This window comes from Methylobacterium sp. PvR107 (assembly GCF_017833295.1).
In the GTDB taxonomy this organism is placed as follows: Bacteria; Pseudomonadota; Alphaproteobacteria; order Rhizobiales; family Beijerinckiaceae; genus Methylobacterium.
Genome location: NZ_JAFIBW010000001.1, coordinates 3,906,756 through 3,932,660, shown reverse-complemented (window position 1 = coordinate 3,932,660; position 25,905 = coordinate 3,906,756). Strand labels below are relative to the sequence as shown.

Below are 25,905 nucleotides of genomic sequence, written 5' to 3'. Positions count from 1 at the left end.
CCCCGAGACGCGCCCGGCAGCGCGGAGGAATGAGCGGCATGCCCCAATTCGATCTCGCGATCCGCGGCGGCACCGTGGTCACGGCGGGCGACACCGTGCGAGCCGATATCGGCGTGCGCGGCGGCCGGATCGTCGCGGTGGCGGAGGGCATCGCCGACGCCGCCCGGGTGATCGACGCCTCCGGCCTGCTGGTCCTGCCCGGCGGCATCGACAGCCACGTCCACATCGCCCAGGATTCCGGCCCCGGCATCGTCATGGCCGACGACTTCGCCAGCGCCACCCGGGCGGCGGCGGCCGGCGGCAACACCTGCGTGATGCCCTTCGCGCTCCAGCCCCGGGGCGCGTCGCTGCGCGGGGCGGTCGACGCCTATCGGGCCAAGGCCGAGGGCCAGTGCCACGTCGACGTGGCGATCCACATGATCATCTCGGACCCGACCGAGGCGGTGCTCGGCCAAGAGCTGCCGGCTTTGGTCGCCGACGGCTATACCTCGTTCAAGGTCTTCATGACCTACGACGACCTCGTGTTGAACGACCGCCAGCTCCTCGACGTGTTCCACGTCGCGCGGCGGCAGGGCGCCCGGGTCATGGTCCACGCCGAGGGCTACGACGCGATCCGCTACCTCAGCGAGCGACTGGAGCGGGCGGGCGAGACCAGACCCTACGGCCACGCCCTGTCGCGGCCCGAGGTGGTCGAACGGGAGGCGGCCCACCGGGCGATCAGCCACGCCGAGCTGATCGACCTGCCGATCGTGATCGTCCACGTCTCGGGCCGCGAGGCCACCGAGCAGATCGCCTGGGGGCAGGCGCGGGGCCTGAAGATCCGGGCCGAGACCTGCCCGCAATACCTGACGCTGACGGCCGAGGACATGAAGGGGCTCGGCCAGGACGACCCCATGGCGGGGTCGAAATACGTCTGCTCGCCGCCGACGCGGGACGTCGAGAGCCAGGAGGCGGTCTGGTCGGGGATCCGGCGCGGGATCTTCGACGTGGTCTCGTCCGACCATTGCCCGTTCCGTTACGACGACCCGCAGGGCAAGCTGAACCCGCGCGGAAAAACCTCCTTCCGCTGGATCCCGAACGGCATCCCCGGCATCGAGACGCGGCTGCCGGTGTTCTTCTCCGAGGGCGTCTCGAAGGGGCGGATCAGCCTCAACCAGTTCGCCGCGCTGACCGCCACGAACCACGCGAAGCTGTACGGGCTGTATCCGCGCAAGGGCTCGATCGCCCCGGGCTTCGACGCCGACCTGACCCTATGGGATCCGAACAGGCGCGAGACCATCCGCCAGGAGATCCTCCACCACGGCTCCGACTACACCCCCTGGGAAGGCTTCGACGTCACCGGCTGGCCGGTGATGACCATCGCGGGGGGCGAGGTGATCGCCGAGGATGGGAAGGTCTTGTCCGAGCCGGGGCGCGGGCGCGTGCTCGACCGGGCGGTCGATCCGGCCGAGCGGCGGGATGCCTGACGGCCGCGCTGGCCCGCCGCTTGCCTGATCCCCGGGGGGAGCCTCACATGGATGTCGAGCTGATCGGCCTGACCAAGCGCTACGGCGCGGCCATTGCGGTCGACGGCATCGACCTGAAGGTGCCGTCCGGAGCCTATTGCTGCCTGCTCGGCCCCTCCGGCTGCGGCAAGACCACGACGCTCCGGATGATCGGCGGCCACGAGCGGGCCAGCGCGGGCGACGTGGTGATCGGCCCGAAGGCGGTGGGCGACGCGGCCCCGGTCGAGCGCGGCACCGCCATGATGTTCCAGAGCTACGCGCTGTTCCCGCATCTCGACGCGCGCGACAACGTCGCCTTCAGCCTCAAGATGCGCGGGATCGGCAAGGCGGAGCGCCGCACCAAGGCGATGGCCATGCTCGACCTCGTGCAGATGGGACACCTCGCCGGGCGCCTGCCGACCCAGCTCTCGGGCGGCCAGCAGCAGCGCGTGGCCCTCGCCCGCGCCCTCGTCACCGGCCCGAAGGTGCTGCTGCTCGACGAGCCGCTCTCCGCCCTCGACCCGTTCCTGCGGGTGCGGATGCGGGTCGAGCTGAAGCGGATCCAGACCGAGCTGGGGCTCACCTTCATCCACGTCACCCACAGCCAGGAGGAGGCGATGGCGCTCTCCGACCTCGTGGTGGTGATGAATGCCGGCCGGATCGAGCAGGCCGCCGACCCGCGCACCGTGTTCGAGCGCCCGGCCACCGCCTTCGTGGCCCGGTTCATCGGCGGCCACAACGTGATCCGGCTGCCCGAGGGGCTCGTCGCCGTGCGGGCCGACCGGATGCGCCTCGGCGCCGAGGCCGGTCCCGCCGCCCTGCCGGCCCGGGTGGTGGCGGTCGAGTACCAGGGCACCAGCGTCCATGTCGGCCTCGACGCCGACGGGCTGGAGCGCGCGCCCGAGAGCCCCGCCGCCCTCACGGCGATCCTCAGCGACGCGGATTTCGCGGCCCGCCCGCTCCACCCCGGCGACACGATCCCGGTCGGCTGGGACGCGGCCGCCGCCCACCGCCTCGACGCCTAACGGAGACGACCATGGACCTCCCCCAGAAGCCGAGCCGGCGCACGCTCCTGAAGGGGGCCGCGGCGCTGGCCGCGACGCCGGTGACCGGCTTCCCGGCCGTGCACGCCGCCGAGCCCGTGACCCTGCGCTACCTCGGCACCGCGGTGAACCAATCCGCCGACATCGCCCGGAAGGTGAAGGAGGATCTCGGCCTCACCATCGAGTACATACCGGTGGTCACCGACGAGGTGACCAAGCGGGCGGTCACCCAGCCGAACTCCTTCGACCTGATCGACACAGAATATTTCAGCCTCAAGAAGATCCTGCCCGCGGGCAACCTGCAGGGCATGGACGCCAAGCGGATCAAACTTGCCGACAAGATCTCTTCCGTTTTCACCAAGGGGGAAGTGGCGGGCAAGAAGATCGGCGACCAGGGCACCGCGCCCCGGAAGGTCTTCTACCTGGAAGGCCAGGACTCAAAGAAATTCGCCGGCGAACAGACCGGTTGGATCTCGCTGATCCCGACCGTCTACAACGCCGACACGCTGGGGATCCGGCCGGACCTGATCAAGATCCCGGTGACGAGCTGGAAGGAGCTGCTGAACCCGGCCTTCAAGGGCAAGGCCTCGATCCTCAACATCCCGTCGATCGGCATCATGGACGCCGCCATGGTGGTGGAGGCGACCGGCGACTACACCTACGGCGACAAGGGCAACATGACCAAGCCCGAGATCGACCGCACCATCAAGGTGCTGATCGAGGCCAAGCGCGCCGGGCAGTTCCGCGCCTTCTGGCAGGACTTCAACGAATCCGTGAACCTGATGGCCTCGGGCGAGACGGTGATCCAGTCGATGTGGTCGCCGGCGGTCACCAAGGTGCGGGCGCAGGGCGTGCCCTGCACCTACCAGCCGCTGAAGGAGGGCTACCGGGCCTGGGCCTCTGGCTTCGGCATCCCCAAGACCCTGAGCGGCCGGAAGCTCGACGCGGCCTACGATTTCATCAACTGGTTCCTGTCCGGCTGGGCCGGGGCCTACCTCAACCGGCAGGGCTACTACTCGGCCGTGCTGGAGACCGCCCAGGCGAACATGCAGCCCTACGAGTGGGCCTTCTGGATGGAGGGGAAGGCCGCCGAGAAGGACATCCTCGGCCCCGACGGCACCCTGATCGAGAAGGCCGGCGCCACCCGCGACGGCGGCTCCTTCGACGCGCGGATGGGCGCGGTCGCCTGCTGGAACGCCGTGATGGACGAGAACACCTACATGGTGCGCAAGTGGAACGAGTTCATCGCGGCGTGAGGGCGGTGGGCGCCGGCTCCCCCCTCCCCCGCAGAGGGCGGAGGGATGCGTCGGCTCGCATGGGGTCTATCCGATGACAGATCTCGCCTTGCCCGCCGCCGCGCCCGCGGCACAGACCGCAAGCCCGGCCGCGTCGCCCCGCCGCCGCCGCCGCGCCCTCGCCTACCTCCAGGCCGCCCCGCTGGCCCTCGTCTTCCTGGTCTTCCTGGTGGTGCCGCTGGTGCTCACCGGGATCGTCTCGCTCTGGGAGTACAACGAGTACGAGATCATCCCGGCGCTGACCCTGCAGAACTACGCCGACGTGTTCGACGGCTGCCTGTCGGCCGACCTCTGCACGACGGTGCGCACCTATCTCTCGACGGTGAAGTTCGTCGTGCTGACGCTGGCGATCACCCTGCCGCTGGGTTTCGCGATCGCCTACTTCCTGGCCTTCCACATCCGCTCCGGCACGGTGCGGATGGGCCTGTTCCTGCTCTGCACGATCCCGTTCTGGACCTCGAACGTGATCCGCATGATCTCGTGGATCCCGCTGCTCGGCCGCAACGGCCTCGTCAACGACACGCTCCGCACCCTCGGGCTGATCCGCGCGCCGATCGACGGACTGCTCTACTCCGACTTCGCGGTGGTCCTGGCCTTCGTGCACCTCGACACGGTGTTCATGATCGTGCCGATCTTCAACAGCCTCGCGCGCATCGACCGGCGGCTGATCGAGGCGGCGCGCGACGGCGGCGCGTCCGGCGCGCAGATCCTCTGGAACGTGATCCTGCCGCTGGCCAAGCCCGGCATCGCCATCGGGACGATCTTCGTGACGACGCTGGTGATGGGCGACTTCGTCACCGTGGGCGTCATGGGCGGCCAGCAGATCGCCAGCGTCGGCAAGGTGATCCAGGTGCAGATGTCCTACCTGCAATTCCCGGCCGCCGCCGCCAACGCCGTGGTGCTGCTCGCCGCCGTGCTGCTGATGATCCTGGGGCTCACCCGGATGATCGATCTCCGGCGGGAGCTGTAGCGATGGACCAGCCCCGCGGCCGCGCCTTCTACCTGCTGGCGGCCATCTTCGCCCTCTACGTCCTGTTCCTCTACGGGCCGACGCTGACGATCCTGGCGCTCAGCTTCCAGGGCCCGTCCGGCGGCCTGACCTTTCCGATGAACGGGGTCTCGACCCACTGGTTCGCCAAGCTGTGGGAAGGCGTCGGCGTGGTCGACATCTGGGCGGCGCTGCGGCGCTCCCTGGCCCTGGGCCTCGTGGTCATGGCGCTCACCGTGGGAATCGCGTTCTACGCCGGCCTCGCCTTCCGGAAGGGCTTTCGCGGGTCCGGCCTCGTCTTCGCCCTGGCGGTGTCCAGCCTGATCGTGCCCTCGATCGTGGTCTCGCTGGGCATCGGCCTGGAGTTCCGGCTCCTCGACGACGCCGTCAAGGCGCTCGCCGCCGCCACCGGCTGGGGGTTCCTGCAGGACCACGGCACGCTGATGGGCCTCTACACCTCGGCGCTGGGAGCCCATCTCACCTGGACGCTGCCCTTCGGCCTGCTGATCATGTTCGCGGTGTTCAACCGGTTCGACCCAGCCTATGAGGAGGCCGCCCGCGACCTCGGCGCCAGCGGCCCGCAGACGCTTCGGCACGTCGTGGTGCCGATCCTCGCGCCGGCCCTCGTCGGCGTCGCGCTGTTCGGCTTCACCCTGTCGTTCGACGAGCTCGCCCGCACCAGCCAGGCGATCGGCGGCCGCAACACCCTGCCGCTGGAGTTGCAGGGCCTCACCACAACGGTGACGACGCCGGAGATCTACGCGCTCGGCACGGTCACCACGGCGGTCTCGGCGCTGGTGATCGGGACGGCGCTCGGTCTGACCCTGTGGTTGCAGAAGCGCCGGGCGCGGCGGGCGCTGACCGGCCTGTGAGAGGATCTGGGCAGCCGGGCCGCGAGGCGGCCATCGCTCCTCGCCGCCGCATTGCCAATCCTTCCCCGCCCGTGTATGCGCACGGCGCGCCCCCGAGACACCCTTGGAGGCAGGGGCGCGCCGGGAAGGATGTGGCCGTCCGCCAGGGGCGGCCTTTTCGTTTTCCGGCTCCAGCATTCGTAAAGGATCACGCCATGAGCGCTGTGAAGACGCTTGAGGCCGTGGCACGCGACCGGGTCGGCAAGGGGGCCGCCCGGGCCGTTCGTCGCCAGGGCCAAGTTCCCGCCGTCGTCTACGGGGGCGGCCAGCCGCCGCAATCCATCGCGATCGACCTCATCCGCACCCGCACCCTGATCTACGCCGGCGGCTTCAAGACCACGCTGTTCGAGATCAACGCCGGCGGCGCGAAGGTCCGCGCGATCCCGCGCGACTTCCAGCTCGACCCGGTCAGCGGCGTGCCGCTGCACGTCGACTTCCTGCGCGTCGTCTCGGGTCAGACCGTCACGGTCGAGGTGCCGGTGCACTTCGTCAACGAGGACGCGGCCCCCGGCATCAAGAAGCTCGGTGGCACCCTCAACATCGTGGCCCACACGCTGAGCCTCGACGTCGCCCCCGACCAGATCCCGGACGCGATCGAGGTCGACCTGACCGGCCGCCAGATCGGCGACGTGATCCACGTCTCCGACCTCAAGATCCCGGCCGGCACCCATACCGGCGCGCCGACCGACCCGGTGGCCAACATCGTGCCGCCGACCGTGCTGGGCGCCGAGGTGGAGGCCGAGGAGGCCGCCATCGCCGAGGCGCAGTCGGCCGAGGCCGCCGAGGACAAGGCCGAAGAGGCCGCCGCCGAGGACGGCGAGAAGAAGGACGGCGAGGAGGCCTGAGCCTCGTCGCCACCTGTCACGCGAGGCGAGAGCCCCGGCCCTGCCGGGGCTCTCTTCGTTTCGGCTGGGGTCAGGGGTAGAGCCGCGCCCGGCTCCAGCTGTCGCCAGTCCGGGTGAACCGCACCCGGTCGTGCAGGCGGAAATCGCCGTTCTGCCAGAACTCGACGCTCACCGGCGCGATGCGGAAGCCGGTCCAGTGCGCCGGGCGCGGGATCGGCCCGTCCCCGTAGCGCTCCGACAAGGCCGCCACGGCGCTCATCAAGGTGTCGCGATCAGCGAGCGGGCGCGATTGCTGGCTGGCGATGGCGCCGAGCCGGCTCTCGCGGCGGCGGCTCTGGAAATATGCGTCCGCCTCCTCCGGCGTCACCGGTGCGACCGGGCCCCGGGCCCGCACCTGCCGACGCAGGCTCTTCCAGTGCAGCACCAGCGCGGCCTGGGGGTTCTCGGCCAGCTCCTCGCCCTTGGTGGACTGGGTGTTGGTGTAGAACACGAAGCCGCGCGCATCGAAGTCCTTCAGCAGCACCATGCGCACGTCCGGCAACCCGTCGGACCCGGCGGTGGCGAGCGCCATCGCGTTCGCATCCTCGGGCTCGGCGGCCTCGGCCTCCTTCATCCAGGCGGCGAACAGCGCGACGGGGTCTTCGCTCAGCGTGAAGTCCGCACGCTTCGGGTCATCGGTCCTTAACTGATCCACGCCAAGACTCCTGCCTGCCGCGTCCAGGGGCCTGAGGGGGCACCGACATCGGCATGTTCGGTCGAGCGGAAAGCCCGTCGTGAGTCAGGTGTAATGCGGCGATGCGCGTGTAAAGAGCCGAGCCGGCGGTCGCATATCGTCGCGTCCCTGTCGGTCCTGTCGTTGACGGTCGCGCTGTGCGGATGCAGCCAGCCGCTGCTCGTGTTCCGCGGTGAGGTCAGCGAGGCGCCGCGGGTGGTCGAGGAGCCCGTCGTCACCGGCAGCATCGAGAAGCGCCCCATGAGCTTCGGGGACGATCTCGTCGAGGAGGATTGGCGCCGCGCCCGCGCGGCCTTGGGGGTCGCGCTGGACCCGCAGGGCAATGGCCGTCCGGTGAAGTGGGACAATCCCGAGACCGGCCTGCACGGGACCGTCAATCCGACCGGACTGCCCTACGTCGCCGAGGACCTGATCTGCCGCAACTTCCTCGCCTCGGTTGTCGCGCCGGGCCGCAGCCGGTTCGTGCGCGGCACCGGCTGCAAGCCGTCGGGAGGACAGTGGACTCTCAAGCGCGTCCGGGCCGCGACGAAGACCGAGCGTTCCTGAGGACCTACGGACGGCGGGTCCTCACGGGAGGACCCGCCGCGATCCGGCGAAGCGCCTCAATACGGGTGGCCGTAATAGGGCCGCATGCGCAGGCGCGGCTGAGCGGCCGGCGGGGCGGCGTAGCGCGCCGCAGCCTCCGGATCGTAGGCGCGGATATACGGGTCGAGGGCGGGATCGCGGTAATTGCCGTTGTTGACCCCCGCCGAGCGGTCATTGCCGCTGAGCGCCGCGTAGGGCGAGAGCCCGCTGCCGCTGTCACCGCCGCCGCCTCCACCCCCGAAGGCGAAAGCCGCACCCGGGACGGCGACCAGGAGCATCGCCGCGAACGGCACCGCCAGCGTCTTGCGCATCATGACCTGTCTCCACATCACGTCTTCGGTAGCGAACGGCCAAGCCGAACGGCGAGTTCCCGGGCGGACACCGGCGACCGCGCGACACGCTATCACGGTGCTGTAACGGCGATTTACCAGAGCGGAGAAAACCCGACTCTTTTCCATGATGTCCGCAGAAATCCGTCCGCGTGGCAGGCTTCTACCGGTAGACAGTCAGCCTCTCTTGCTTGATCGTGCCGGCGAGCAACAGATTTCGAGCCTGCAGCGACCGTATCGGCGGTGTCGGCGGGCGCTTTCAGGATCCTGGACGCCGTGGACGTCGTTACGAAAACCGGTCTGTCGGGGGCGAGGCTTCACTGCTGATGGAGCGGACGATCGGCGGCACGGATCGGCCTTACGTCGGCGGCGGCCGGGCTCCGGCCCATCCGGAGACGCGGATCTCCGAGCCCTGTCCCATCGTCCGGACGGTCACCGTGCGGCTCAACCGCAGATCCCTGCGCGGCTGGCACATCCGCCTCCTCGACCAGCTCGGGCAGCGGCCCGACCGCCGGATCCGGATCGCCTGGAGCGCGGAGGCGGGCGGCCTTCCGCCGAATGCGGAGCTGCTGTTCCGGCTCGAGGCCGCGATCCACGGGTTGCCACGGCCGGGCCTGGCCACCGCGGCCGAGCCGGTCGCCCTGGCGTCCTACGAGGCCGGCCCCGAAGCGGGCGAGAGCGAGATCGTCCTCGATCTCTCGGAAATCCCTGCCGATCCGGCCTGCGCCGCGACATGGCGGCTCGATTTCGATGGCGTTCCGGGTGAGGCGGGCCTTCTCGCCGCCCTGTTCGGCGGGCGGGCGCCCGTGGCGGCCCTGCGCGGGCTGGACGGCGCGCCGGTGGCGGTCGGGCGTCTCGGCGCGGAATCACACACGGTCATGCTGGCGGCCTTCGAGGATTACCTCGCGCGGACCATCACGCTGATCGTGGCCGCCCTCGACGGCGCCCGCGTGACGCGGCTTCCAGACGGGAGCGAGGCGCCACTGCAGCCCGGGAACCCCTTCGACCTCGGCAGCCTCGGAGTCGGACGGCGCGCCGCCGAAGGGCTTGCCCGGCAGATCGCCCGCCGGCTCTACGCCCTCTGCTTCCACCGCCCGCAATGGCGGGTCGGTTGGCGGCGGCTCGCCGGCCCCGACCTCATCGATCTGCGCCATCATCCGGAGGGCGGCTGGATCGACCTGCCCGACGACGGGCGCCGCTTCTACGCCGATCCCTTCGCCATCGCCCGAAACGGGGACGTGACCCTGTTCGTCGAGGAGTTCGATTACCGCCGCGGCAAGGGGGTGATCTCGGCGGTGCGTTTCGCGGCCGACGGCCCGCAGGGGCGACCGGAGCCGGTCCTGGAACTCGAGACCCACCTCTCCTACCCGTTCGTGTTCGAGGCGGACGGGCAGGTCTGGATGATCCCGGAATCCCACGCCTCGGGGACGATCGACCTCTACCGGGCCACCGACTTCCCCCGCGGCTGGGTCCATGAGCGGGTTCTGGTGGACGGGGTCGTGGCGAGCGACGCGACCTTGCTGCAGCACGGCGGCCGCTGGTGGCTGTTCGCCACGGTCCGGGCCGGCGGGGGCAGCTACTCGGACACCCTGCATCTCTGGCACGCGCCGGATTTCCGCGGTCCCTGGATCCCGCACCGGCGCAACCCGGTGCTGATCGATGTCGGCTCGGCCCGCGCGGCCGGCGCAATCGTGGAACGGGACGGCGCCTTGATCCGGCCGGTCCAGGATTGCCGCGGCGGCTACGGCGCGGCCCTCGGCCTTGCCCGGATCCTGCGCCTCGACGAGGGCGGCTACGCGCAGCGGGTCGAAACGCGCCTCGAGCCCGGGGCCGCCTGGCCCGGCTCGCGGCTGCACATGCTGAGCGCGGCCGGCGGCTTCGAGTTCATCGACGGCTCGCGGCGGGCCCGCCCGCGCCTTCTGGTCTGATCGCGCGGCACGCGGAAACCCCGCGGGTGCCGAACGGCACCCGCGCATGGCTCGCATCGCGGCGCCGCGCGCGCTAAGCGGGTGCTCCACGCGCGCGAACCCTAGAAGAACCGCCAGGACGATCTTCATGGCGAGCCCCGTCGAACATGCGAGCTTCCTGCCGCCGGTCCTGACCTTCCTGTCGGCGGCCGTGATCGGCGTGCCGGTCTTCCGGCTGATCGGCCAGAGCGCCGTGCTCGGCTACCTCGTGGCCGGCGTGCTGATCGGGCCGTCCGGCCTGTCGCTGATCGCCGAGCCCGACACCGCCGCCAGCGTCGCCGAGATCGGCGTGGTGCTGCTGCTGTTCATCGTCGGCCTGGAACTGCACCTGTCGCAGCTCGTCTCGATGCGCCGCGACATCTTCGGGCTCGGCGCCGCGCAACTCGTGGTCTGCGCGCTGGTGCTGGGTGGTGCCGGCGTGCTGGCGGGCCTCGCTCTCGGCGCTGCCGCGGTGATCGGCCTCGCCCTCGCGCTCTCGGCTACTGCGGTGGCGCTGCAGCTGCTGGAGGAACGGGGCGACCTCGGCAGCGCCTATGGCGGACGCGCCTTCGCGGTGCTGCTGTTCCAGGATCTGTCGGTGGTGGGCATCCTGGCCCTGATGCCGCTGCTGGCCTCGGCGGGCGGAGCGACAGATGCGTCGTGGCTCGGCGAGGCGGCGATGTCCACCGGCAAGGCGCTCGCCGCGATCCTCACGGTGGTGCTGGTCGGCCGCTACGGCCTGAACCCGTTCTTCCGGCTGCTGGCCGCCAGCGGCGCCCGCGAGGTGATGACCGCCGCGGCTCTGCTGGTGGTGCTCGGCACGGCGCTGCTGATGGAGCAGGTCGGCCTGTCGATGGCCATGGGCGCGTTCCTCGCCGGCATCCTGCTCGCCGAGTCGAACTTTCGCCACCAGCTCGAGGCCGATATCGAGCCGTTCCGCGGCATGCTGCTCGGCCTGTTCTTCATGAGCGTCGGCATGTCGATCGACGGCGCCCTCGTGCGCGAGGTCTGGCCCGCCCTGTTCGGCGCGACGCTGGCGGCGATCCTCGTCAAGGTCGCCTTGGTGGCCGGCCTGTTCCGGCTGTTCGGCTCGGACACGCTCGGTGCGCTGCGCGGCGCCGCCGTCCTGGCGCCCGCGGGCGAGTTCGCCTTCGTGCTTCTGCCGCAGGCCGAGGAACTCGGGCTCACCGGCGCGAAGGCGACGCGCTTCGCGGTGGCGCTGGCCGCGCTGACCATGCTGATCGGGCCGATCGCCGCGAAGGGCCTCGACAAGCTGATCGAGCGGCGCAACGCGCGGACCACGCACGACATGGAGGAGCCCGCCTCCGAACTCGCCGAGAGCGGCGACGCCCGGGTGCTGGTGATCGGTTTCGGGCGGTTCGGGCAGGTGCTGACCCAGGTGCTGCTGGCCGAGGGCATCCCCGTCACGGTGATCGACAAGGACGTGGAGCAGTTGCGCGCCGCCACGCGCTTCGGCTTCCGCATCTATTACGGCGACGGCACGCGTCTCGACGTGCTCAGGGCCGCCGGGATCGGGCGGGTCGAGCTGGTCTGCATCTGCGCCGACGACCGCGAGGGCGCCCTCAAGATCGTCGACATCGTGCATGAGGAATTCTCCAGCGTGCGCACCTTCGTGCGCGCCTACGACCGCCTGCACGCCGTCGAGCTGATGAACCGGGACGTGGATTACCAGATCCGCGAGACCTCCGAATCCGCCCTCGCCTTCGGACGGGCGGCACTCGAGGGTCTCGGGCTGTCGCCGGAGGCGGCCGCGGCGCGGGCCGACGATGTGCGCAAGCGCGACATCGCCCGCCTTGTGCTGCAGCAGGCCGGCGCTCTGCCGGACGGTTCCAGCTGGATGCGCGGGGCTGCGGCCGGCCTCAAGCCCGAGCCGCTGACCGCCCCGGCGCGACCTGCGCGGGCGCTGAGCACCGAGACCCGCGACCTTGTGGGCAGCGATCGGCGCGAGGCAGCCGAGAGGGTGCTGGAGAAGCCCGCCCTCGCCCCGCAGGAGACCGACGGCGCGGACGTCGAGGGCGATCCCGACGCGGAGCTGGAGTCTGAAGGCAGCGCCCGGGATGCGTGACGGCGCGGATGTCTGACGGGTCCCCCGCCGCCGGGACGGGCCGCTTCGTCACGGGCTCGATCCTCCGGCACGTGATCGTGATGGCCGCGACCGGCTCGATCGGGCTGATGGCGATCTTCGTCGTCGACCTGCTGTCGCTGTTCTACGTCTCGCGGCTCGGCGATCCGAACCTGACGGCCGCGGTCGGCTTCGCCAGCATCGTCCAGTTCTTCGCCACGGCGGTGAATATCGGCCTGATGATCGCTGCCGGGGCCCTGGTCGGAAAGGCGGTCGGCGCCTGCGACCCGGTGGCGGCGCGCCGCTTCTCGACTTCCGCGCTGGCCCTCGGCAGCCTCGTCTCGGCCCTGATCGCCGTGCTGATCGCCGCGCTCGCCGACCCGCTTCTAGCCCTGATCGGCGCCCGTGGCGAAGCCCTGAGTGTGGCGCGCCTGTTCCTGCACATCACCTTGCCGTCGAACGTGCTGCTCGCAGCCGGCATGCTGTTTACCGGCCTCCTGCGCGCGGTCGGCGAGGCGCGGCAGGCGATGATGGTCACCCTGGCGGGTGCCGTGATCACGGCCTTCCTCGACCCGTTGCTGATCTTCGGGGCCGGCCTCGGCGTGGAGGGCGCGGCGATCACAGTCTGCGTGGCGCGCGCCACCTTCGTGGCGGTCGGCATCCGCGGCGTTGCCGGCCACGGGCTGCTGGGTCGGCCGCGCCTCGCCGACCTCCCGTCCGACGCCGCCGCCCTGTCGACCGTCGCGGGCCCGGCCATCCTCACCAATCTGGCGCCCTCGGTGGCGAGCGCGTTCCTGGCGCGCCTCTTTGCCGGCTACGGGGCCGATGCGGTCGCGGCCGCCTCGGTGATCGACCGCCTGACGCCGGTGGCCTTCGGCGGCCTGTTCGCGCTCTCGGGCGCGATCGGTCCGATCCTGGCCCAGAACTGGGGCGCGGGCCGGTTCGACCGGATGCGCGGTGTCCTGCGAGAGGCCGTCCGGGTGACGCTCGCCTACGTGACGGTGGTCTGGCTCGTCCTGGCATTCGCCCGCGGCTGGCTGGCGGCCCTGTTCGGCCTGCACGGTGTCGCGGCCGAGCTGTTCGGCTTCTTCTGCCTCGTCGGCGGCGCGATCTGGTTCTTCAACGGGCTTCTGTTCCTCGGCAACGCCGCCTTCAACAATCTCGGCTTTCCCCTCCGTTCGACGCTGCTGAATTGGGGGCGGGCGACGCTCGGCACCGTCCCTCCGGCGATGCTCGGCGCGTCGCTCTACGGCCCCCGGGGCGTGGTGGCCGGGATGGGCCTCGGCTCGCTGGTCTTCGGGGCGCTCGGCATCCTGCTGGCCCGCCGCACGGTCGATCGGCTGGAGGGGGGCGGCCCGCGCCGGCGCGAACTCGAAAGCGCGGCAGAGGCGTCCCAGCGGGCGGCGCAGCTGCCGCCGGGCCACGCCCATCCCGAGCCGTTGAGCTGAGGGCGCGGCGGCCGGACACAGGTTTCGCGGGTCAGAACTGGTATTTCCCTGCGCAAACGGTCACGATGCCCTGTCCCGGCCGGTCCGACCCGGGCAGGATCGAGGCCTCATGTTCAACCCGCTCGAGATGTTCCAGGCGCAGGGTGAAGCCGGGCTTCAGGCCATGGCCCAGCAATTCGGCCTGACGAACGAGCAGACGGCCCGCGCCTTCGAGGCGCTGATGCCAGCCCTGACGCTCGGCCTCCAGCGCAGCGTCGGCATGGACCCGACCAGCTTCACCCGGATGTTCGGCATGCCTGGGGCGGCCCGGCCCGCGGCCCCGCAAGGGCTCGACGCCCTCGGCCAGATGTTCGGTTCGGCCCAGCTCATGCAGGCGGTCCTGCGGCAGGCCTCGGCCACCAGCGGGGTCGGCGCCCAGGTTCTGCGCCAGATGCTGCCGATGATGGCGGGCGCCGTGGTGGCCAGCATCGTCCACGTGATGCTCAACCAGCCGCAGGCCGAACCCGCGCAGGCGCGGCCGAGCGCGCCGCCGCCGCCCGTGCCGTTCCCGTTCGGCCCGGCCTGGACCGAGATGGCCAAGGCCTTCCTGCCCGCGGCAGAGCCGGCGCCGGCGCCGAAGCCCGCTCCCAAGCCCCCGGAGGCGACCATGGGTGAGGCCGGCTCCGACATGATCCACCAGATGCTGCGCACCGGCGCCGAGGTCCAGGGCAACAACATCCGGGCGATGCAGGAGCTGTTCGAGACCTTCTGGCCGTCGACCGGCGCGGCGACGGGCGCGGCGCCCCAAGGCAGCAAGCCCACTTCCCCGCCCCCCGATCCGGGGGCGCCCAAACCCCGGCGCGGGCGGCCGTCCGGCGGGACCGGCTGACGAGGGCACGCGGGTTCAAGTTGCCGGGGACCCGATGGGTCCGGACCACATGTCCTGCCGCGAAGGCGATGCGACGATGACCGACCACCTGACCGCCTGGGCCAATTGCGCGGAGAGCCGCGCCGAGAATGGCGTCGCCAAGCGTGCCATTCCGGGCGCTGGCGCGAGCCTCGTGCGGGTTGTGGTGCCGGCGGGCGTCTCGGCGTCGCGTCACAGCCACGAGCACGAGCAGTTCGTGCAGGTCGTCTCCGGTTCGGGCCTCCTGGAGACCGAGCAGGGCCGCAAGCCGTTTTCAGCCGGCAGCGTGTTCCATTTCCCCGCCGGGGTATGGCATGCCGCCACGTTCGAGACCGAGACGGTGCTGATCGAGACGAACCTCGCCGCTTGAGGCAGAGGAAGGTTTTGACAGGCGCGGTTGCCCTGCCGGCGTCTTTCAGGCGGATCGGTTTCGGAAGGTCGCGTGATCCTGATTCAGGCCTGTCCAGCCCCGAGCCGCACTTCCAGATCCTCGATCCCCGGCACCGTATCGCGGGCGTACTGGACCGCCTGATCAGCGCTCAGCAGGCGGCCGTCCTCCGGATAGTAGGCGAGCCCTCGCACCACGTGCACGCAAGCGGCAATGGCCATCAGGGCGCCGATGGATTCCGAAATGGTGCCGAAGTTGAAGGCATAGGCACAGGACCACGAGCCGCCAAAGTCGATGTCCGGATAGAAGTCTCTCAGTTCTGAGAGTGAAATGTTCGAACACTCGAAGCCCGATTCCCGGCCACGCCGCGTCGCCGGCAGGTGTCCCGACAAAGCTGGTGGGATCTTATCCGAGCGCAATTGCAGATCGAGGCCGAGCGCATCGAGACCGGCCTGCCATTCCGACACGCTGGCGAGCGGCCGCCGACACAGTGCATACGCTTCCATGCTCATGCGATCACGACTCCGATGGTGACGGCGACAGAGACGCGGCTCTTGACGGACATGCCGCGCAACAGATGGATCTCGATCACGGGGACGGTGGCGTCGACACCTGCGCCAGCCCGCAGGGCCCGGATGCGACTTGGCGACAGTCCCTCGTCACCGGTCTTGATGTCCCAGATCGCCTTGATGGGAGCCGCACTGGTCCGGCCATCCCGGAGAAGGACATCCGTGCGAATGCTGCCCGACAGGCCGTGGCGGACGATGTCGCCGGCGGCGAAGCTCTGCTCGACACCGTGCCTGCCGATTCCGGGCAGATCCAGCGCGCGCAGTCGGGCCGCCAGGTTCGCGTGGATCCTAATCCCGTAGAGGAACCCCTCTCCCGGCTCCGTGCTCTCGACGACGTCCGTCAGAATATCGAGGATCTCATCCGTCTTACCGTCGATCCGAGGGTCACCCGTGCGATCCTTGCGAACGACGGTGAGCGAGCCGCCCTCTCCGCACCATCGACCATCGCAGCCTCGAGGCTGGTCCGGTCGGAATCCAGCCCTGCTATCCAGAAGTTCAAAAGCGACGAAAGCTAAGCTCAAGCGAAGTTCCGCAATGGAATACGCCAGGATCAAATCTGGATCATGACTTCGCATCGCGCATCGTTCGCTCGATTCGTTCATGTTTTATTCCATGAATCTTTTCCTTCTATCAAGCGATTGAGGGAACAACTAGGAAAACAGGCCCGACCGGGTCGAAGGGGGGATTACGGCCTGCGGCAAATTATTCTTTGTGCGCGCGCAAAATGCCTGTGCTTGGCCTGATCGCCCCGTGCGTGTAGGAATCCCACCTTCAAAGCCCGCCCGTGCACGCCGACGAAAGGCCGGGCATCGCCCCTACCAGAACAGAGGCAGACCATGAGCGCCGGTACCGCCGCCGACAAGCACTTCTCCAACAGCTTCTTCGCCGCCCCCCTCACGGAAGCCGATCCCGAGATCGCCGAGGCCGTGGCCAAGGAGCTCGGCCGCCAGCAGCACGAGATCGAGCTGATCGCCTCGGAGAACATCGTCTCCCGCGCCGTGCTGGAGGCGCAGGGCTCGGTGCTGACCAACAAGTACGCCGAGGGCTATCCGGGCCGGCGCTATTACGGCGGCTGCCAGTTCGTGGACATCGCCGAGGACCTCGCGATCGAGCGCGCCAAGCGCCTGTTCGATTGCGGCTTCGCCAACGTGCAGCCGAATTCCGGGTCCCAGGCCAACCAGGGCGTGTTCCTGGCGCTGATGCAGCCTGGCGACACCTTCCTGGGCCTCGACCTCGCGGCCGGCGGCCACCTGACGCACGGCGCTCCGCCGAACGTCTCGGGCAAGTGGTTCAAGCCGGTCTCCTACACGGTGCGCCGTGACGACCAGCGGATCGACATGGAGCAGGTCGCCCAGCTCGCGCAGGAGCACAAGCCGAAGGTGATCATCGCCGGCGGCTCGGGCTATCCGCGTCACTGGGACTTCGCCAAGTTCCGCGAGATCGCCGATTCGGTCGGCGCCTACTTCATGGTCGACGCCGCCCACTTCGCCGGGTTGATCGCGGCCGGCGTGCACCCGTCGCCGTTCCCGCACGCCCACGTGGTGACCACCACGACCCACAAGACCCTCCGCGGTCCCCGTGGTGGCATGATCCTGACGAACGACGAGGCGCTGGCCAAGAAGTTCAACTCGGCGATCTTCCCCGGTATCCAGGGCGGCCCGCTGATGCACGTCATCGCCGGCAAGGCCGTGGCCTTCGGCGAGGCGCTGAAGCCCGAGTTCAAGATCTACGCCCGCCAGGTGGTGGAGAACGCCAAGGCGCTCGCCGATACGCTCATGTCGGGCGGCTACGACATCACCTCGGGCGGCACCGACAACCACCTGATGCTGGTCGACCTGCAGCGGAAGGGCCTGACCGGCAAGGCGGCGGAAGCCGCGCTGTCGCGGGCCGACATCACCTGCAACAAGAACGGCGTGCCCTTCGACACGCAGAAGCCGACCATCACCTCAGGCATCCGGCTCGGCACCCCGGCCGGCACGTCGCGCGGCTTCGGCGTCGCCGAGTTCAAGCAGATCGGCGGGTTCATCGTCGAGGTGCTGGACGGTCTCGTCGCCAAGGGCGAGGCGGGTGACAGCGCGGTCGAGGCCGACGTCAAGCGCCGCGTCCATGCGCTGACGGACCGGTTCCCGATCTACGGCTGAAGCCCAAGCGGGGCTGACCTTCCGGCCCGCCCCCCGAGTGGATTAGGAAACGGCCGCGGACCCGACCGGTCCGCGGCCGTTTCCATGCCCGAGCGCGAAACCCATGCGGTGTCCTTATTGCGGCGGCTCCGAGACCCAGGTGAAGGACTCGCGGCCCTCCGAGGACGGCGCCGCGATCCGGCGCCGCCGGGTCTGTCCCGACTGCGCCGGCCGCTTCACCACCTTCGAGCGGGTGCAGCTGCGCGAGGTCGTGGTGCTCAAGCGCTCCGGCAAGCGCGTGCCCTTCGACCGGGACAAGCTCCAGCGCTCCATCGACGTGGCTTTGCGCAAGCGCGCCGTCGATCCCGATCGGATCGAGCGGCTGGTCAACGGCATCACCCGGCAGCTCGAGAGCGCGGGCGAGCCGGAGGTGACCTCCGAGGCGATCGGTGAGCTGGTGATGGCGGGGCTCAAGGGCCTCGACGATGTCGCCTACGTGCGCTTCGCCTCGGTCTACAAGAACTTCCGCGAGGCCAAGGACTTCGAGGACCTGCTCGGCACGCTGAGCGACGGCACCCCGGTGCCGGCGGGCGCGCCCGAACCGGAGGTCGAGCCGGAGCCAGAGACATCGGGACGCCGCCGCGCCGGACGCTCATGAGCGACGACACGCATTTCATGCGCCTCGCCCTGGCGCTGGGTCGGCGCGGGCTCGGGACCACTTGGCCGAACCCGTCGGTCGGCGCCGTCGTGGTCGAGCCCGGAACGGGGCGGATCCTGGGGACGGGGGCGACGGCACCCGGCGGGCGCCCGCACGGCGAGCCGCTGGCGCTCGCCGCCGCGGGCGACGCCGCCCGCGGTGCGACCCTCTACGTCACCCTGGAGCCCTGCTCGCATTACGGCCGCACGCCGCCCTGCACCGACGCGATCCTGGCCTCGGGGATCGCCCGGGTGGTCAGCGCGATCGAGGATCCGGACCCACGGGTGGCGGGCCGCGGCCACGCCCTGCTGCGGACCGGCGGCGTCACGGTCGAGACCGGGCTGCTGCGGGATGCGGCGGCGCGCGACCATGTCGGCCATATCACCCGGGTGACGCGCGGCCGGCCGGCCCTGCACCTGAAGCTCGCCCGGACCCGCGACGGCTTCTGCGCGGCCGCCGGTCCCGAGCGCCTGCGGATCACCGGGCCGGTGGCGGACGGGGCGGTCCATCTCTGGCGGGCGCATGCGGACGGGATCCTGATCGGCATCGGCACCGCCCGGGCCGACGACCCGTCGCTGACCGTACGACTGCCGGGGCTGGCGGCGCGCTCGCCCCTGCGGATCGTCCTCGACACGCATCTGCGGCTCTCCCCGGCCAGCGTGCTCGCCCGGACGGCCCGCGACACGCCGACCCTGGTGCTGACAACCCGCTCCGCCCCGGCCCATGCCAAGCGCGCCCTGGAGGCGCTGGGGGTCGAGGTCGCCACGGTGCCGGCGGACGCGACCGGCGGGATCGACCTGACGGCCGCCCTGGCGCATCTGGGCGAGCGCGGACTGACGCGCCTGTGCAGCGAGGGCGGCCCCCGCCTTGCGGACGCGCTGGCGCGGGCCGATCTGATCGAGGCCTGCACGCTTGTCACCGGACCGGTGGAACTCGGCGCAGCCGGCGGCCTTCCGGCACTGGGCCCGTTCCTGGCGGAGGCCTTGGCAGGCGATCGGTTCCGCGAGGCCGAGCGGCTCAGGCTCGGGCCGGATGCGGCCGTGACCTACGAACGCAACAGGACGTAAGCGATGTTCACGGGGTTGGTCAGCGCCATCGGCACGGTCGTCTCGGTCGCAGGCGAGGGCGACCTGCGCCGGATCGCGATCCGCGCATCCTACGACCCGGCGACGATCGCACTCGGTGCCTCGATCGCCTGCGCGGGCCCATGCCTCACGGCGGTCTCGGTGGAGCCGGAAGAGGGCGGCTGCGTCTTCGCGGTCGACGCCGCCGCCGAGACCCTGGCGCGCACCAGTGTGGGCTCCTGGGTCACGGGCACGCGGATCAACCTCGAACGCTCCCTGAGGATCGGCGACGAACTCGGCGGCCATCTGGTTACCGGCCATGTCGACGGCCTCGCCGAGATCGTGGCGCGCGAGAGCGTCACGGCGGATGCCTGGGGCGCCAGCGAGCGCTTCACCTTGCGGGCGCCGGCGGCTCTGGCGAAGTTCATCGCCGAGAAGGGCTCGGTCTGCCTGGACGGGACCTCGCTCACGGTGAATTCGGTCCAGGGCGACCTGTTCTCGGTGCTGCTGATCCCCCACACCCTTCAGGTCACCACCTGGGGCGAGCGGCGCGAAGGCGACCGGCTCAACCTGGAGGTCGATCTGATCGCCCGCTACGCGGCCCGGCTCAGCGAGGCGCGCGCCGGCTGATCGGACTCCCGTCTTTGCGAGCGAAGCGACGCAACCCAGGGCAGCGCAACATCGGCGAACGTGGCGCTGCTGGATCGCGTCGCTCCGCTCGCAAAGACGACGCGGGATACCGCCTCAGCGGGGCGGGATCGAGTAGGTCCCGGTGGCGTGGCAGACGAGGTCCGGGCTCGCGGCGGCTTTGATCAGCACCTCGCCCACGGCCAAGCGGCGCCCGAGCTTGAGCAACCGGCACTCCGCCACGAGATCCCCCGAGATGGGCTTGCGCAGGAAGTTGAAGCTCAGGCTCGTCGTCACGGCGAGCGCCACCGGGCCGATATTGGCGAGGATCGCCGCGTAGAGGGCGTAGTCGGCGAGTGCCATCATGGCCGGCCCCGATACGGTCGCGCCGGGCCGGAGGAAGCGCTCTTGGGCTTCGAGCCGCATCCGCGCCGAGAGCGGACCAACCGCCTCAAGATGGTAGGCGCGGCCGCCCGCCTGCATCTGCGGGAATTCGCGGTCGAGAAAGGCGATGGTCTCAGCGAGCGTGAGGATCGTGGCGGTCATGGCCCCTTGCAGCATGGGCGTTACCGTGAGGCAATCCGCGGCCCCATCCCTCCGTCTCCCTCGTCCTGAGATGTTCGGATCGGATCAGCCCTGCCGCGGCCCCGGTCAGAAAAAGATCGGCCGCGCGCTGGCGGTGATCTCGCCCAGCACCGTGCCGGTGGCCGGTTCGACCTCCTTGAGCACCACGTCGTAGCCCCAGAGGTCGGCGAGGTGCTGCAGGACCCGCTTGGCGTCGTCCTTCTGCAAGGTGATCTTGTTGATCGCCTTGTGGTGCAGGATCAGGCGCCGGTCGCCCTCCAGGTCCACGTCCACCACCTCGATGTCCGGGTCGAGCCACGCCACATCGTACTGGCGCGCGAAGGCACGGCGCAGCTTGCGGTAGCCGCGCTCGTCGTGGATCGCCTCGACCCGCAATTCCGGCTCCTCGGGATCGTCGACCACGTGGAACAGCCGCAGGTCGCGCATCAGCTTGGGCGACAGGAATTGCTGGATGAAGCTCTCGTCGCGGTAATTCTCCCAGCAGTCGCGCAGGACCGCCATGGCGTCGCCGGTTCCGGCGATGTCGGGGAACCACTCCCGGTCCTCGTCGCTCGGCTGCTCCACGATGCGGGCGATGTCCTGCATCATCGCGAAACCGATCGCGTAGGGGTTGTGGCCGCCGTAGGAGCGGTCGTCGTAGTTCGGCTGCCGGATGACATTGGTGTGCGACTGGAGGAACTCCAGATAGGCCGCCTCGGTGATTTGCCCGGATTCCGACAGGGCGTTCATGATCCGGTAGTGGCAATAGGTGGCGCAGCCCTCGTTCATCACCTTGGTCTGGCGCTGCGGGTAGAAATACTGGGCGACCAGGCGGACGATGCGCAGGATCTCCCGCTGCCAGGGGCGCAGACGCGGCGCGGCCTTCTCCAGGAAGTACAGGATGTTTTCCTGCGGCAGTTCGAGCAGCGCCTTGCGCCGCTCGGCGGCCACGTCCGGACGCGCCGTGCCGATCTTCTGCGGCAGGGTCCGCCAGAGGTCGTTGTAGATCTGCTCGCCGTGCTCGATCCGCTCGCGCTCGCGCCGCTGCTCGGAGGCGAGGTCGGGGCGCTTCTTGCGCGGGTAGCGGTGGACGCCCTGGCTCATCAGCGCGTGCGCGGCGTCGAGCACCTGCTCCACGGCCTGGTGGCCGTAGCGCTCCTCGCAGCGGCTGATGAAGCCCTTGGCGAAGTCGAGATAATCGAGGATGCCCTCGGCATCGGTCCACTGCCGGAACAGATAGTTGTTCTTGAAGAAGTGGTTGTGGCCGAAGGCGGCGTGCGCGATGACCAGCGTCTGCATGGTCGCCGTGTTCTCCTCCATCACGTAGGAGATGCACGGGTCGGAATTGATGACGATCTCGTAGGCCAGCCCCATCAGGCCGCGGCGGTAGCCGGCCTCGTGCTGGGCGAAATGCTTGCCGAACGACCAGTGCTTGTAGAACAGCGGCATGCCGATCGACGCGTAGGCGTCGAGCATCTGCTCGGCCGTGATGATCTCGATCTGGTTCGGGTACCAGGACAGGCCGAGCTGTGGCCCAGCCACGGCCTCGCAGGCGTCGTGGATGCGGCGGATCGTGTCGAAATCCCAGTCGTTGCCGGTGAAGAGGGGTTTTTGGGTGCCCGAAATGATCTGAGGCGTGCGTGCCTTGACGAGCGTCATGCGGCCTCCCGATCAACCAGAGCGTATCCCGTGTCCCCACGGGACGGGAATTCCCTCGCCCCGCAGAGGGGGGAGGAAGAGGCGGCGCGGGTCATCATCACCCCTCCGCCTCCGCCCGGGCATCCTTGCGCCCGAACAGCTCGCGGAAGACCGGGTAGATCTCCCGGCGGTGGTTGACCTTGCGCATGGCGATCGGGCCGCCGGCCTTGGCGATCGCCTCGTAGGTCCGCCACAAGGTGGTGCGGTGCTCCACGAAGCCGGCGCGCGGGCCGTTTTCGTCCCCGACCTCCAGATAGGCGAAGTGCTGGCAGGCCGGCAGAATGTGCGAGCGCAGCAGCTCTGTCGAGGTCGGCGCATCCGAGGAGACGTTGTCGCCATCCGAGGCCTGGGCCGCGTAGATGTTCCAGTCGTTGGGGTCGTAGCGCTCGGCGATGATGCGCTTCATCTCGACCAGCGCGGACGAAACCAGCGTGCCGCCAGTCTCGCGGGAGCCGAAGAACGTCTCCTCGTCCACCTCGGTCGCCCGATCGGTGTGGCGGATGAACACGATCTCGACGTGGCGGTAGCGCCGCGTCAGGAAGATGTGCAGCAGGATGTAGAACCGCTTGGCCAAGTCTTTCATGTGCTCGGTCATCGAGCCGGACACGTCCATCAGGCAGAACATCACGGCCTGAGCGATTGGCCGCGGATAGGGCTCGAACCGGCGAAACCGCAGGTCGATCGGATCGACATAGGGAATGCGCTTCGCGCGCTCGCGCAACTTCAGCAGCGCCTGCTCCAGCTCCGCCCGCTCAGGGTCGCTCTCCGGGAGCGCATCGAGCCGCGCCTCCAGGGCCGCGACCTCCTCGGGCTTCGGGCGCTTGAGGGCGATCCGCCGCGACATCGAGTTGCGTAGGGTCCGGGTGAGCGCAAGGTTCGCCGGCGAGCCGGTCACCGTGTAGCCCGCCCGGCGCAGTCCCTCGGTCTCGACGATGGCGAGGCGCCGCTTGGCGAGGTCCGGCAGTTCCAGATCCTCGAGGAACAGCTCCAGAAACTCCTCGCGGGTGAGCACGAAGCGGAATGCGTCCTCGCTGTTCTCGCCGCCCTCCCCGCCCTCGCCGGAGCCGCGACCGCCGCCGCCACCCGGCGGCCGCTCGATCGTGTCGCCCTCCACGTAGGTCTTGTTGCCGGGCAGGATGTGATCCTGCAGGCCGGTGCCGGGCTGGCGAGAGAAGCGCGGCTCGCGCACGCCGTCCGCCGGCACGCTGACGCGGCCGTCCTTGCCGAGATCCTTGATGTCCTTCTCGCGGGCGGATTCCCGCACGGCGCGCTGGGCCACGTCCTTCACACGGCGCAGGAAGCGCTGGCGGTTGGGGAGGCTCTTGCCGCCCGGGTTCAAACGTCGGTCGACGATGTGCATCCGCTGCGAAAACCCTCGTCCGCGTGTGCCGGCCGGGTCCGGACCCGTATCGTACCATGTTGCGTCCGGAGGAAGGGATCCCTCTTCCGCAACGGGCCTGAGATCCTCACCGGCCGGTCGTCCGAAACTGTGGCAGCGGAGGGTCGATTCTGGCCCGGCCGGATTGGACCCGGCCGGGCGCCCTACGCCTCAGCCGGCCTGCTTCACCCGCATGTACCATTCGACCAGGCGGCGGACCTGCCGCTCGGTATAGCCGCGCGCGACCATGCGATCGACGAATTCGCCGTGCTTCTTCTCGGTCTCGCCGTCCTTCTTGGAGCCGAAGGAGATCACCGGCAGCAGCTCCTCCACCTGGGAGAACATCCGCCGCTCGATCACCTCGCGCAGCTTCTCGTAACTGGTCCAGCTCGGGTTGCGGCCGCCGTGCTGGGCCCGGGAGCGCAGGGCGAACTTCACCACCTCGTTGCGGAAATCCTTCGGGTTGGCGATCCCGGCGGGCTTCTCGATCTTGGTCAGCTCCTGGTTCAGGAGCTCACGGTTCATGAGCTGGCCGGTCTCGGCGTCCTTGAAGTCCTGATCCTCGATCCAGGCATCGGCGTAGTCGATGTACCGGTCGAACAGGTTCTGCCCATAATCGTGGTACGATTCGAGGTAGGCCTTCTGGATCTCGTGGCCGATGAACTCCGCGTAGCGCGGGGCCAGCTCGGTCTTGATGAATTCCAGGTACTTCTTCTCGGTCTCGGGCGGGAGCTGCTCGCGGCGCAGCGACTGCTCCAGCACGTACATCAGGTGCACCGGGTCGGCCGAGACCTCGGTGGTGTCGTGGTTGAAGGTCGCGGCGAGCACCTTGAAGGCGAAGCGGGTCGAGATCCCGTCCATGCCCTCGTCGACGCCGGCCGTATCCTTGTATTCCTGCATCGAGCGGGCGCGGGGATCGACCTCGCGCAGGCTCTCGCCGTCATAGACCCGCATCTTCGAGAAGGCGTTGGAATTGGCGTGTTCCCGCAGGCGCGAGAGCACCGAGAATCGCGCCAGCATCTCCAGCGTGCCGGGCGCGCAGGCCGCGTCCGACAGTTCCGAGCCGGAGATCAGCTTCTCGTAGATGTGCTGCTCTTCGGTGACGCGCAGGCAATACGGGACCTTGATCACGTAGATCCGGTCGATGAAGGCCTCGTTGTTCTTGTTGGTCTTGAACGTCTGCCACTCGGCCTCGTTCGAGTGGGCCAGGATCACCCCGGTGAACGGGATCGCGCCGATATTCTCGGTGCCGACGTAATTGCCCTCCTGCGTCGCGGTGAGCAGCGGGTGCAGCATCTTGATCGGCGCCTTGAACATCTCGACGAACTCCAGGATGCCCTGGTTCGCCCGGTTCAGGCCGCCCGAATACGAGTAGGCGTCGGGATCCGCCTGCGACAACGTCTCCAGCCGGCGGATATCGACCTTGCCGACCAGCGAGGAGATGTCCTGGTTGTTCTCGTCGCCCGGCTCGGTCTTGGCGATGGCGATCTGGCGCAGGCGCGAGGGCCGGACCTTGATCACCTTGAAGCGCGAGATGTCGCCGTTGAACTCGTCGAGGCGCTTCAGCGCCCAGGGGCTCATCAGGCCGGTCAGCCGCCGGCGCGGGACGCCGTAGCGCTTCTGGATCTCCTCGCCCATCGTCTCGGGGTCGAACAGGCCCAGCGGGCTCTCGAAGACCGGCGAGACCTCGTCCCCAGCCTTGAGGACGTAGACGGGGTGAACCTCCATCAGGAGCTTCAGCCGCTCGGCCAGCGACGACTTACCGCCGCCGACAGGCCCGAGCAGGTAGAGGATCTGCTTGCGCTCCTCCAGGCCCTGCGCGGCATGGCGGAAGAACGAGACGATCCGCTCGATCGTCTCCTCCATGCCGTAGAACTCGCGGAAGGCCGGGTAGGTGCGGATCGTCCGGTTCATGAAGATCCGGCCGAGGCGCGAATCCTTGGATGTGTCCACAAATTCGGGTTCGCCGATCGCCGCCAGGATGCGCTCGGCGGCCGAGGCGTACATCAGGGGCTCGTCGCGACAGGCCTCGAGGTACTCGGAGAGCGTCATCTCCGTGTCGCGGCGGGCCTCGTACCCTCGGACGAAGCTCTGGAAAAGGTCGTTCGTCGCATGCATGGGCATTCGATAACCCTCTCAGACCGTGACAGCTTCATCCTGTCTCGGCTTGGATGCAACCGACAGGCCCGCTTTTGTCGCAGTGCGGCGAGCATGGCGCTCGGCA

24 protein-coding genes are annotated in these 25,905 nt (G+C 69.6%); 16 read left to right on the top strand and 8 right to left on the bottom strand.

All coding sequences use genetic code 11. The features are described 5' to 3' along the window. The first annotated feature begins 38 nt into the window (after positions 1–38). The 6 genes from hydA to JOE48_RS18460 all read left to right on the top strand — a co-directional run bounded on the left by hydA (position 39) and on the right by JOE48_RS18460 (position 6,566). Positions 39–1,466, top strand: a complete 1,428-nt coding sequence (gene hydA / locus JOE48_RS18485; RefSeq protein WP_210031989.1) for a dihydropyrimidinase — start codon at positions 39–41, stop codon at positions 1,464–1,466. A gap of 47 nt (positions 1,467–1,513) precedes the next feature. After that, a complete protein-coding gene (locus JOE48_RS18480) occupies positions 1,514–2,509 on the top strand; it encodes an ABC transporter ATP-binding protein (protein ID WP_210031987.1) in 996 nt (331 codons plus the stop codon). Between the two features lie 11 nt (positions 2,510–2,520). Further along, positions 2,521–3,783 carry a PotD/PotF family extracellular solute-binding protein gene (locus JOE48_RS18475; protein ID WP_210031985.1) on the top strand — a complete coding sequence of 421 codons (1,263 nt, stop codon included), beginning with the start codon at positions 2,521–2,523 and terminating at the stop codon, positions 3,781–3,783. A 73-nt stretch (positions 3,784–3,856) separates the two neighbouring features. Further along, positions 3,857–4,792 (top strand): ABC transporter permease, encoded by a 936-nt coding sequence (locus tag JOE48_RS18470; protein ID WP_210031983.1) that lies wholly within the window; start codon positions 3,857–3,859, stop codon positions 4,790–4,792. A 2-nt stretch (positions 4,793–4,794) separates the two neighbouring features. After that, on the top strand, positions 4,795–5,682 hold the full coding sequence (locus JOE48_RS18465) for an ABC transporter permease (RefSeq protein ID WP_210031981.1): 888 nt from the start codon (positions 4,795–4,797) through the stop codon (positions 5,680–5,682). A 194-nt stretch (positions 5,683–5,876) separates the two neighbouring features. Continuing rightward, complete coding sequence (locus JOE48_RS18460; protein ID WP_210031979.1) at positions 5,877–6,566, top strand: 50S ribosomal protein L25/general stress protein Ctc; 690 nt, start codon at positions 5,877–5,879, stop codon at positions 6,564–6,566. A 70-nt stretch (positions 6,567–6,636) separates the two neighbouring features. Here JOE48_RS18460 and pdxH read toward each other — a convergent pair whose 3' ends face one another. After that, positions 6,637–7,260: a pyridoxamine 5'-phosphate oxidase gene (gene pdxH / locus JOE48_RS18455; RefSeq protein WP_210031978.1), complete on the bottom strand. Its 624-nt coding sequence runs from the start codon at positions 7,258–7,260 to the stop codon at positions 6,637–6,639. Positions 7,261–7,353: 93 nt separating this feature from the next. Here pdxH and JOE48_RS18450 point away from each other — a divergent pair, with 93 nt between their 5' ends. Continuing rightward, on the top strand, positions 7,354–7,845 hold the full coding sequence (locus JOE48_RS18450; RefSeq protein ID WP_210031977.1) for an RT0821/Lpp0805 family surface protein: 492 nt from the start codon (positions 7,354–7,356) through the stop codon (positions 7,843–7,845). A 56-nt stretch (positions 7,846–7,901) separates the two neighbouring features. Here JOE48_RS18450 and JOE48_RS18445 read toward each other — a convergent pair whose 3' ends face one another. Continuing rightward, complete coding sequence (locus JOE48_RS18445; RefSeq protein ID WP_210031976.1) at positions 7,902–8,198, bottom strand: hypothetical protein; 297 nt, start codon at positions 8,196–8,198, stop codon at positions 7,902–7,904. A 341-nt stretch (positions 8,199–8,539) separates the two neighbouring features. On the opposite strand from JOE48_RS18445, the gene JOE48_RS18440 reads away from it, so the two are divergent. The 5 genes from JOE48_RS18440 (at position 8,540) to JOE48_RS18420 (ending at position 14,946) form a co-directional block, all read left to right on the top strand. Beyond that, on the top strand, positions 8,540–10,141 hold the full coding sequence (locus tag JOE48_RS18440) for a formyl transferase (protein WP_210031975.1): 1,602 nt from the start codon (positions 8,540–8,542) through the stop codon (positions 10,139–10,141). 127 nt (positions 10,142–10,268) lie between these two features. Then, positions 10,269–12,245 carry a monovalent cation:proton antiporter-2 (CPA2) family protein gene (locus JOE48_RS18435; RefSeq protein ID WP_210031974.1) on the top strand — a complete coding sequence of 659 codons (1,977 nt, stop codon included), beginning with the start codon at positions 10,269–10,271 and terminating at the stop codon, positions 12,243–12,245. Between the two features lie 8 nt (positions 12,246–12,253). Then, a complete protein-coding gene (locus tag JOE48_RS18430) occupies positions 12,254–13,690 on the top strand; it encodes an MATE family efflux transporter (protein ID WP_210031972.1) in 1,437 nt (478 codons plus the stop codon). Positions 13,691–13,799: 109 nt separating this feature from the next. After that, on the top strand, positions 13,800–14,558 hold the full coding sequence (locus JOE48_RS18425; RefSeq protein ID WP_210031970.1) for a DUF937 domain-containing protein: 759 nt from the start codon (positions 13,800–13,802) through the stop codon (positions 14,556–14,558). Positions 14,559–14,634: 76 nt separating this feature from the next. Further along, on the top strand, positions 14,635–14,946 hold the full coding sequence (locus JOE48_RS18420) for a cupin domain-containing protein (protein ID WP_210031968.1): 312 nt from the start codon (positions 14,635–14,637) through the stop codon (positions 14,944–14,946). 83 nt (positions 14,947–15,029) lie between these two features. On the opposite strand, the gene JOE48_RS18415 is transcribed toward JOE48_RS18420, so the two are convergent. Both JOE48_RS18415 and JOE48_RS18410 read right to left on the bottom strand, forming a co-directional pair. Beyond that, positions 15,030–15,476: a hypothetical protein gene (locus tag JOE48_RS18415; RefSeq protein WP_210031966.1), complete on the bottom strand. Its 447-nt coding sequence runs from the start codon at positions 15,474–15,476 to the stop codon at positions 15,030–15,032. Then, positions 15,473–16,135: a hypothetical protein gene (locus JOE48_RS18410; RefSeq protein WP_210031964.1), complete on the bottom strand. Its 663-nt coding sequence runs from the start codon at positions 16,133–16,135 to the stop codon at positions 15,473–15,475. Before JOE48_RS18410 ends, JOE48_RS18415 begins: the two co-directional genes overlap by 4 nt. A gap of 234 nt (positions 16,136–16,369) precedes the next feature. Here JOE48_RS18410 and glyA point away from each other — a divergent pair, with 234 nt between their 5' ends. From glyA to JOE48_RS18390, 4 genes are all read left to right on the top strand, one after another. Beyond that, entirely contained in the window at positions 16,370–17,674 is a 1,305-nt protein-coding gene (gene glyA, locus JOE48_RS18405; RefSeq protein WP_210031961.1) for a serine hydroxymethyltransferase, read from the top strand. 103 nt (positions 17,675–17,777) lie between these two features. Beyond that, a complete protein-coding gene (gene nrdR, locus JOE48_RS18400; RefSeq protein WP_210031959.1) occupies positions 17,778–18,311 on the top strand; it encodes a transcriptional regulator NrdR in 534 nt (177 codons plus the stop codon). Then, positions 18,308–19,417: a bifunctional diaminohydroxyphosphoribosylaminopyrimidine deaminase/5-amino-6-(5-phosphoribosylamino)uracil reductase RibD gene (gene ribD / locus JOE48_RS18395; RefSeq protein WP_210031957.1), complete on the top strand. Its 1,110-nt coding sequence runs from the start codon at positions 18,308–18,310 to the stop codon at positions 19,415–19,417. The genes nrdR and ribD overlap by 4 nt, the downstream gene beginning before the upstream one ends. Positions 19,418–19,420: 3 nt before the next feature. Next, positions 19,421–20,044, top strand: a complete 624-nt coding sequence (locus JOE48_RS18390) for a riboflavin synthase (protein ID WP_210031955.1) — start codon at positions 19,421–19,423, stop codon at positions 20,042–20,044. A 114-nt stretch (positions 20,045–20,158) separates the two neighbouring features. Here the strand turns inward: JOE48_RS18390 and JOE48_RS18385 are convergent, their stop codons facing one another. The 4 genes from JOE48_RS18385 to JOE48_RS18370 form a co-directional block, all read right to left on the bottom strand. After that, the gene (locus JOE48_RS18385; RefSeq protein WP_210035885.1) at positions 20,159–20,587 is read right to left on the bottom strand and encodes a PaaI family thioesterase; all 429 of its coding nucleotides are present in this window, start codon (positions 20,585–20,587) and stop codon (positions 20,159–20,161) included. A 105-nt stretch (positions 20,588–20,692) separates the two neighbouring features. After that, positions 20,693–22,264, bottom strand: a complete 1,572-nt coding sequence (locus tag JOE48_RS18380) for a SpoVR family protein (RefSeq protein ID WP_210031953.1) — start codon at positions 22,262–22,264, stop codon at positions 20,693–20,695. Positions 22,265–22,361: 97 nt separating this feature from the next. Beyond that, entirely contained in the window at positions 22,362–23,663 is a 1,302-nt protein-coding gene (locus JOE48_RS18375; protein ID WP_210031952.1) for a YeaH/YhbH family protein, read from the bottom strand. A 189-nt stretch (positions 23,664–23,852) separates the two neighbouring features. Next, entirely contained in the window at positions 23,853–25,805 is a 1,953-nt protein-coding gene (locus JOE48_RS18370) for a PrkA family serine protein kinase (protein ID WP_210031950.1), read from the bottom strand. Positions 25,806–25,905 lie beyond the last annotated feature (100 nt).

Coding starts and splice junctions, on each gene's coding strand:
- nrdR (WP_210031959.1), top strand. CDS start 17,778: ATGCGGTGTCCTTATTGCGGCGGCTCCGAGACCCAGGTGAAGGACTCG.
- JOE48_RS18410 (WP_210031964.1), bottom strand. CDS start 16,135: ATGAACGAATCGAGCGAACGATGCGCGATGCGAAGTCATGATCCAGAT.
- JOE48_RS18420 (WP_210031968.1), top strand. CDS start 14,635: ATGACCGACCACCTGACCGCCTGGGCCAATTGCGCGGAGAGCCGCGCC.
- JOE48_RS18370 (WP_210031950.1), bottom strand. CDS start 25,805: ATGCCCATGCATGCGACGAACGACCTTTTCCAGAGCTTCGTCCGAGGG.
- JOE48_RS18445 (WP_210031976.1), bottom strand. CDS start 8,198: ATGATGCGCAAGACGCTGGCGGTGCCGTTCGCGGCGATGCTCCTGGTC.
- hydA (WP_210031989.1), top strand. CDS start 39: ATGCCCCAATTCGATCTCGCGATCCGCGGCGGCACCGTGGTCACGGCG.
- ribD (WP_210031957.1), top strand. CDS start 18,308: ATGAGCGACGACACGCATTTCATGCGCCTCGCCCTGGCGCTGGGTCGG.
- JOE48_RS18425 (WP_210031970.1), top strand. CDS start 13,800: ATGTTCAACCCGCTCGAGATGTTCCAGGCGCAGGGTGAAGCCGGGCTT.
- JOE48_RS18440 (WP_210031975.1), top strand. CDS start 8,540: ATGGAGCGGACGATCGGCGGCACGGATCGGCCTTACGTCGGCGGCGGC.
- JOE48_RS18430 (WP_210031972.1), top strand. CDS start 12,254: ATGTCTGACGGGTCCCCCGCCGCCGGGACGGGCCGCTTCGTCACGGGC.
- JOE48_RS18470 (WP_210031983.1), top strand. CDS start 3,857: ATGACAGATCTCGCCTTGCCCGCCGCCGCGCCCGCGGCACAGACCGCA.
- glyA (WP_210031961.1), top strand. CDS start 16,370: ATGAGCGCCGGTACCGCCGCCGACAAGCACTTCTCCAACAGCTTCTTC.
- JOE48_RS18435 (WP_210031974.1), top strand. CDS start 10,269: ATGGCGAGCCCCGTCGAACATGCGAGCTTCCTGCCGCCGGTCCTGACC.
- JOE48_RS18480 (WP_210031987.1), top strand. CDS start 1,514: ATGGATGTCGAGCTGATCGGCCTGACCAAGCGCTACGGCGCGGCCATT.
- JOE48_RS18390 (WP_210031955.1), top strand. CDS start 19,421: ATGTTCACGGGGTTGGTCAGCGCCATCGGCACGGTCGTCTCGGTCGCA.
- JOE48_RS18450 (WP_210031977.1), top strand. CDS start 7,354: ATGCGGCGATGCGCGTGTAAAGAGCCGAGCCGGCGGTCGCATATCGTC.
- JOE48_RS18465 (WP_210031981.1), top strand. CDS start 4,795: ATGGACCAGCCCCGCGGCCGCGCCTTCTACCTGCTGGCGGCCATCTTC.
- JOE48_RS18385 (WP_210035885.1), bottom strand. CDS start 20,587: ATGACCGCCACGATCCTCACGCTCGCTGAGACCATCGCCTTTCTCGAC.
- JOE48_RS18415 (WP_210031966.1), bottom strand. CDS start 15,476: ATGAGCATGGAAGCGTATGCACTGTGTCGGCGGCCGCTCGCCAGCGTG.
- JOE48_RS18380 (WP_210031953.1), bottom strand. CDS start 22,264: ATGACGCTCGTCAAGGCACGCACGCCTCAGATCATTTCGGGCACCCAA.
- JOE48_RS18475 (WP_210031985.1), top strand. CDS start 2,521: ATGGACCTCCCCCAGAAGCCGAGCCGGCGCACGCTCCTGAAGGGGGCC.
- JOE48_RS18375 (WP_210031952.1), bottom strand. CDS start 23,663: ATGCACATCGTCGACCGACGTTTGAACCCGGGCGGCAAGAGCCTCCCC.
- JOE48_RS18460 (WP_210031979.1), top strand. CDS start 5,877: ATGAGCGCTGTGAAGACGCTTGAGGCCGTGGCACGCGACCGGGTCGGC.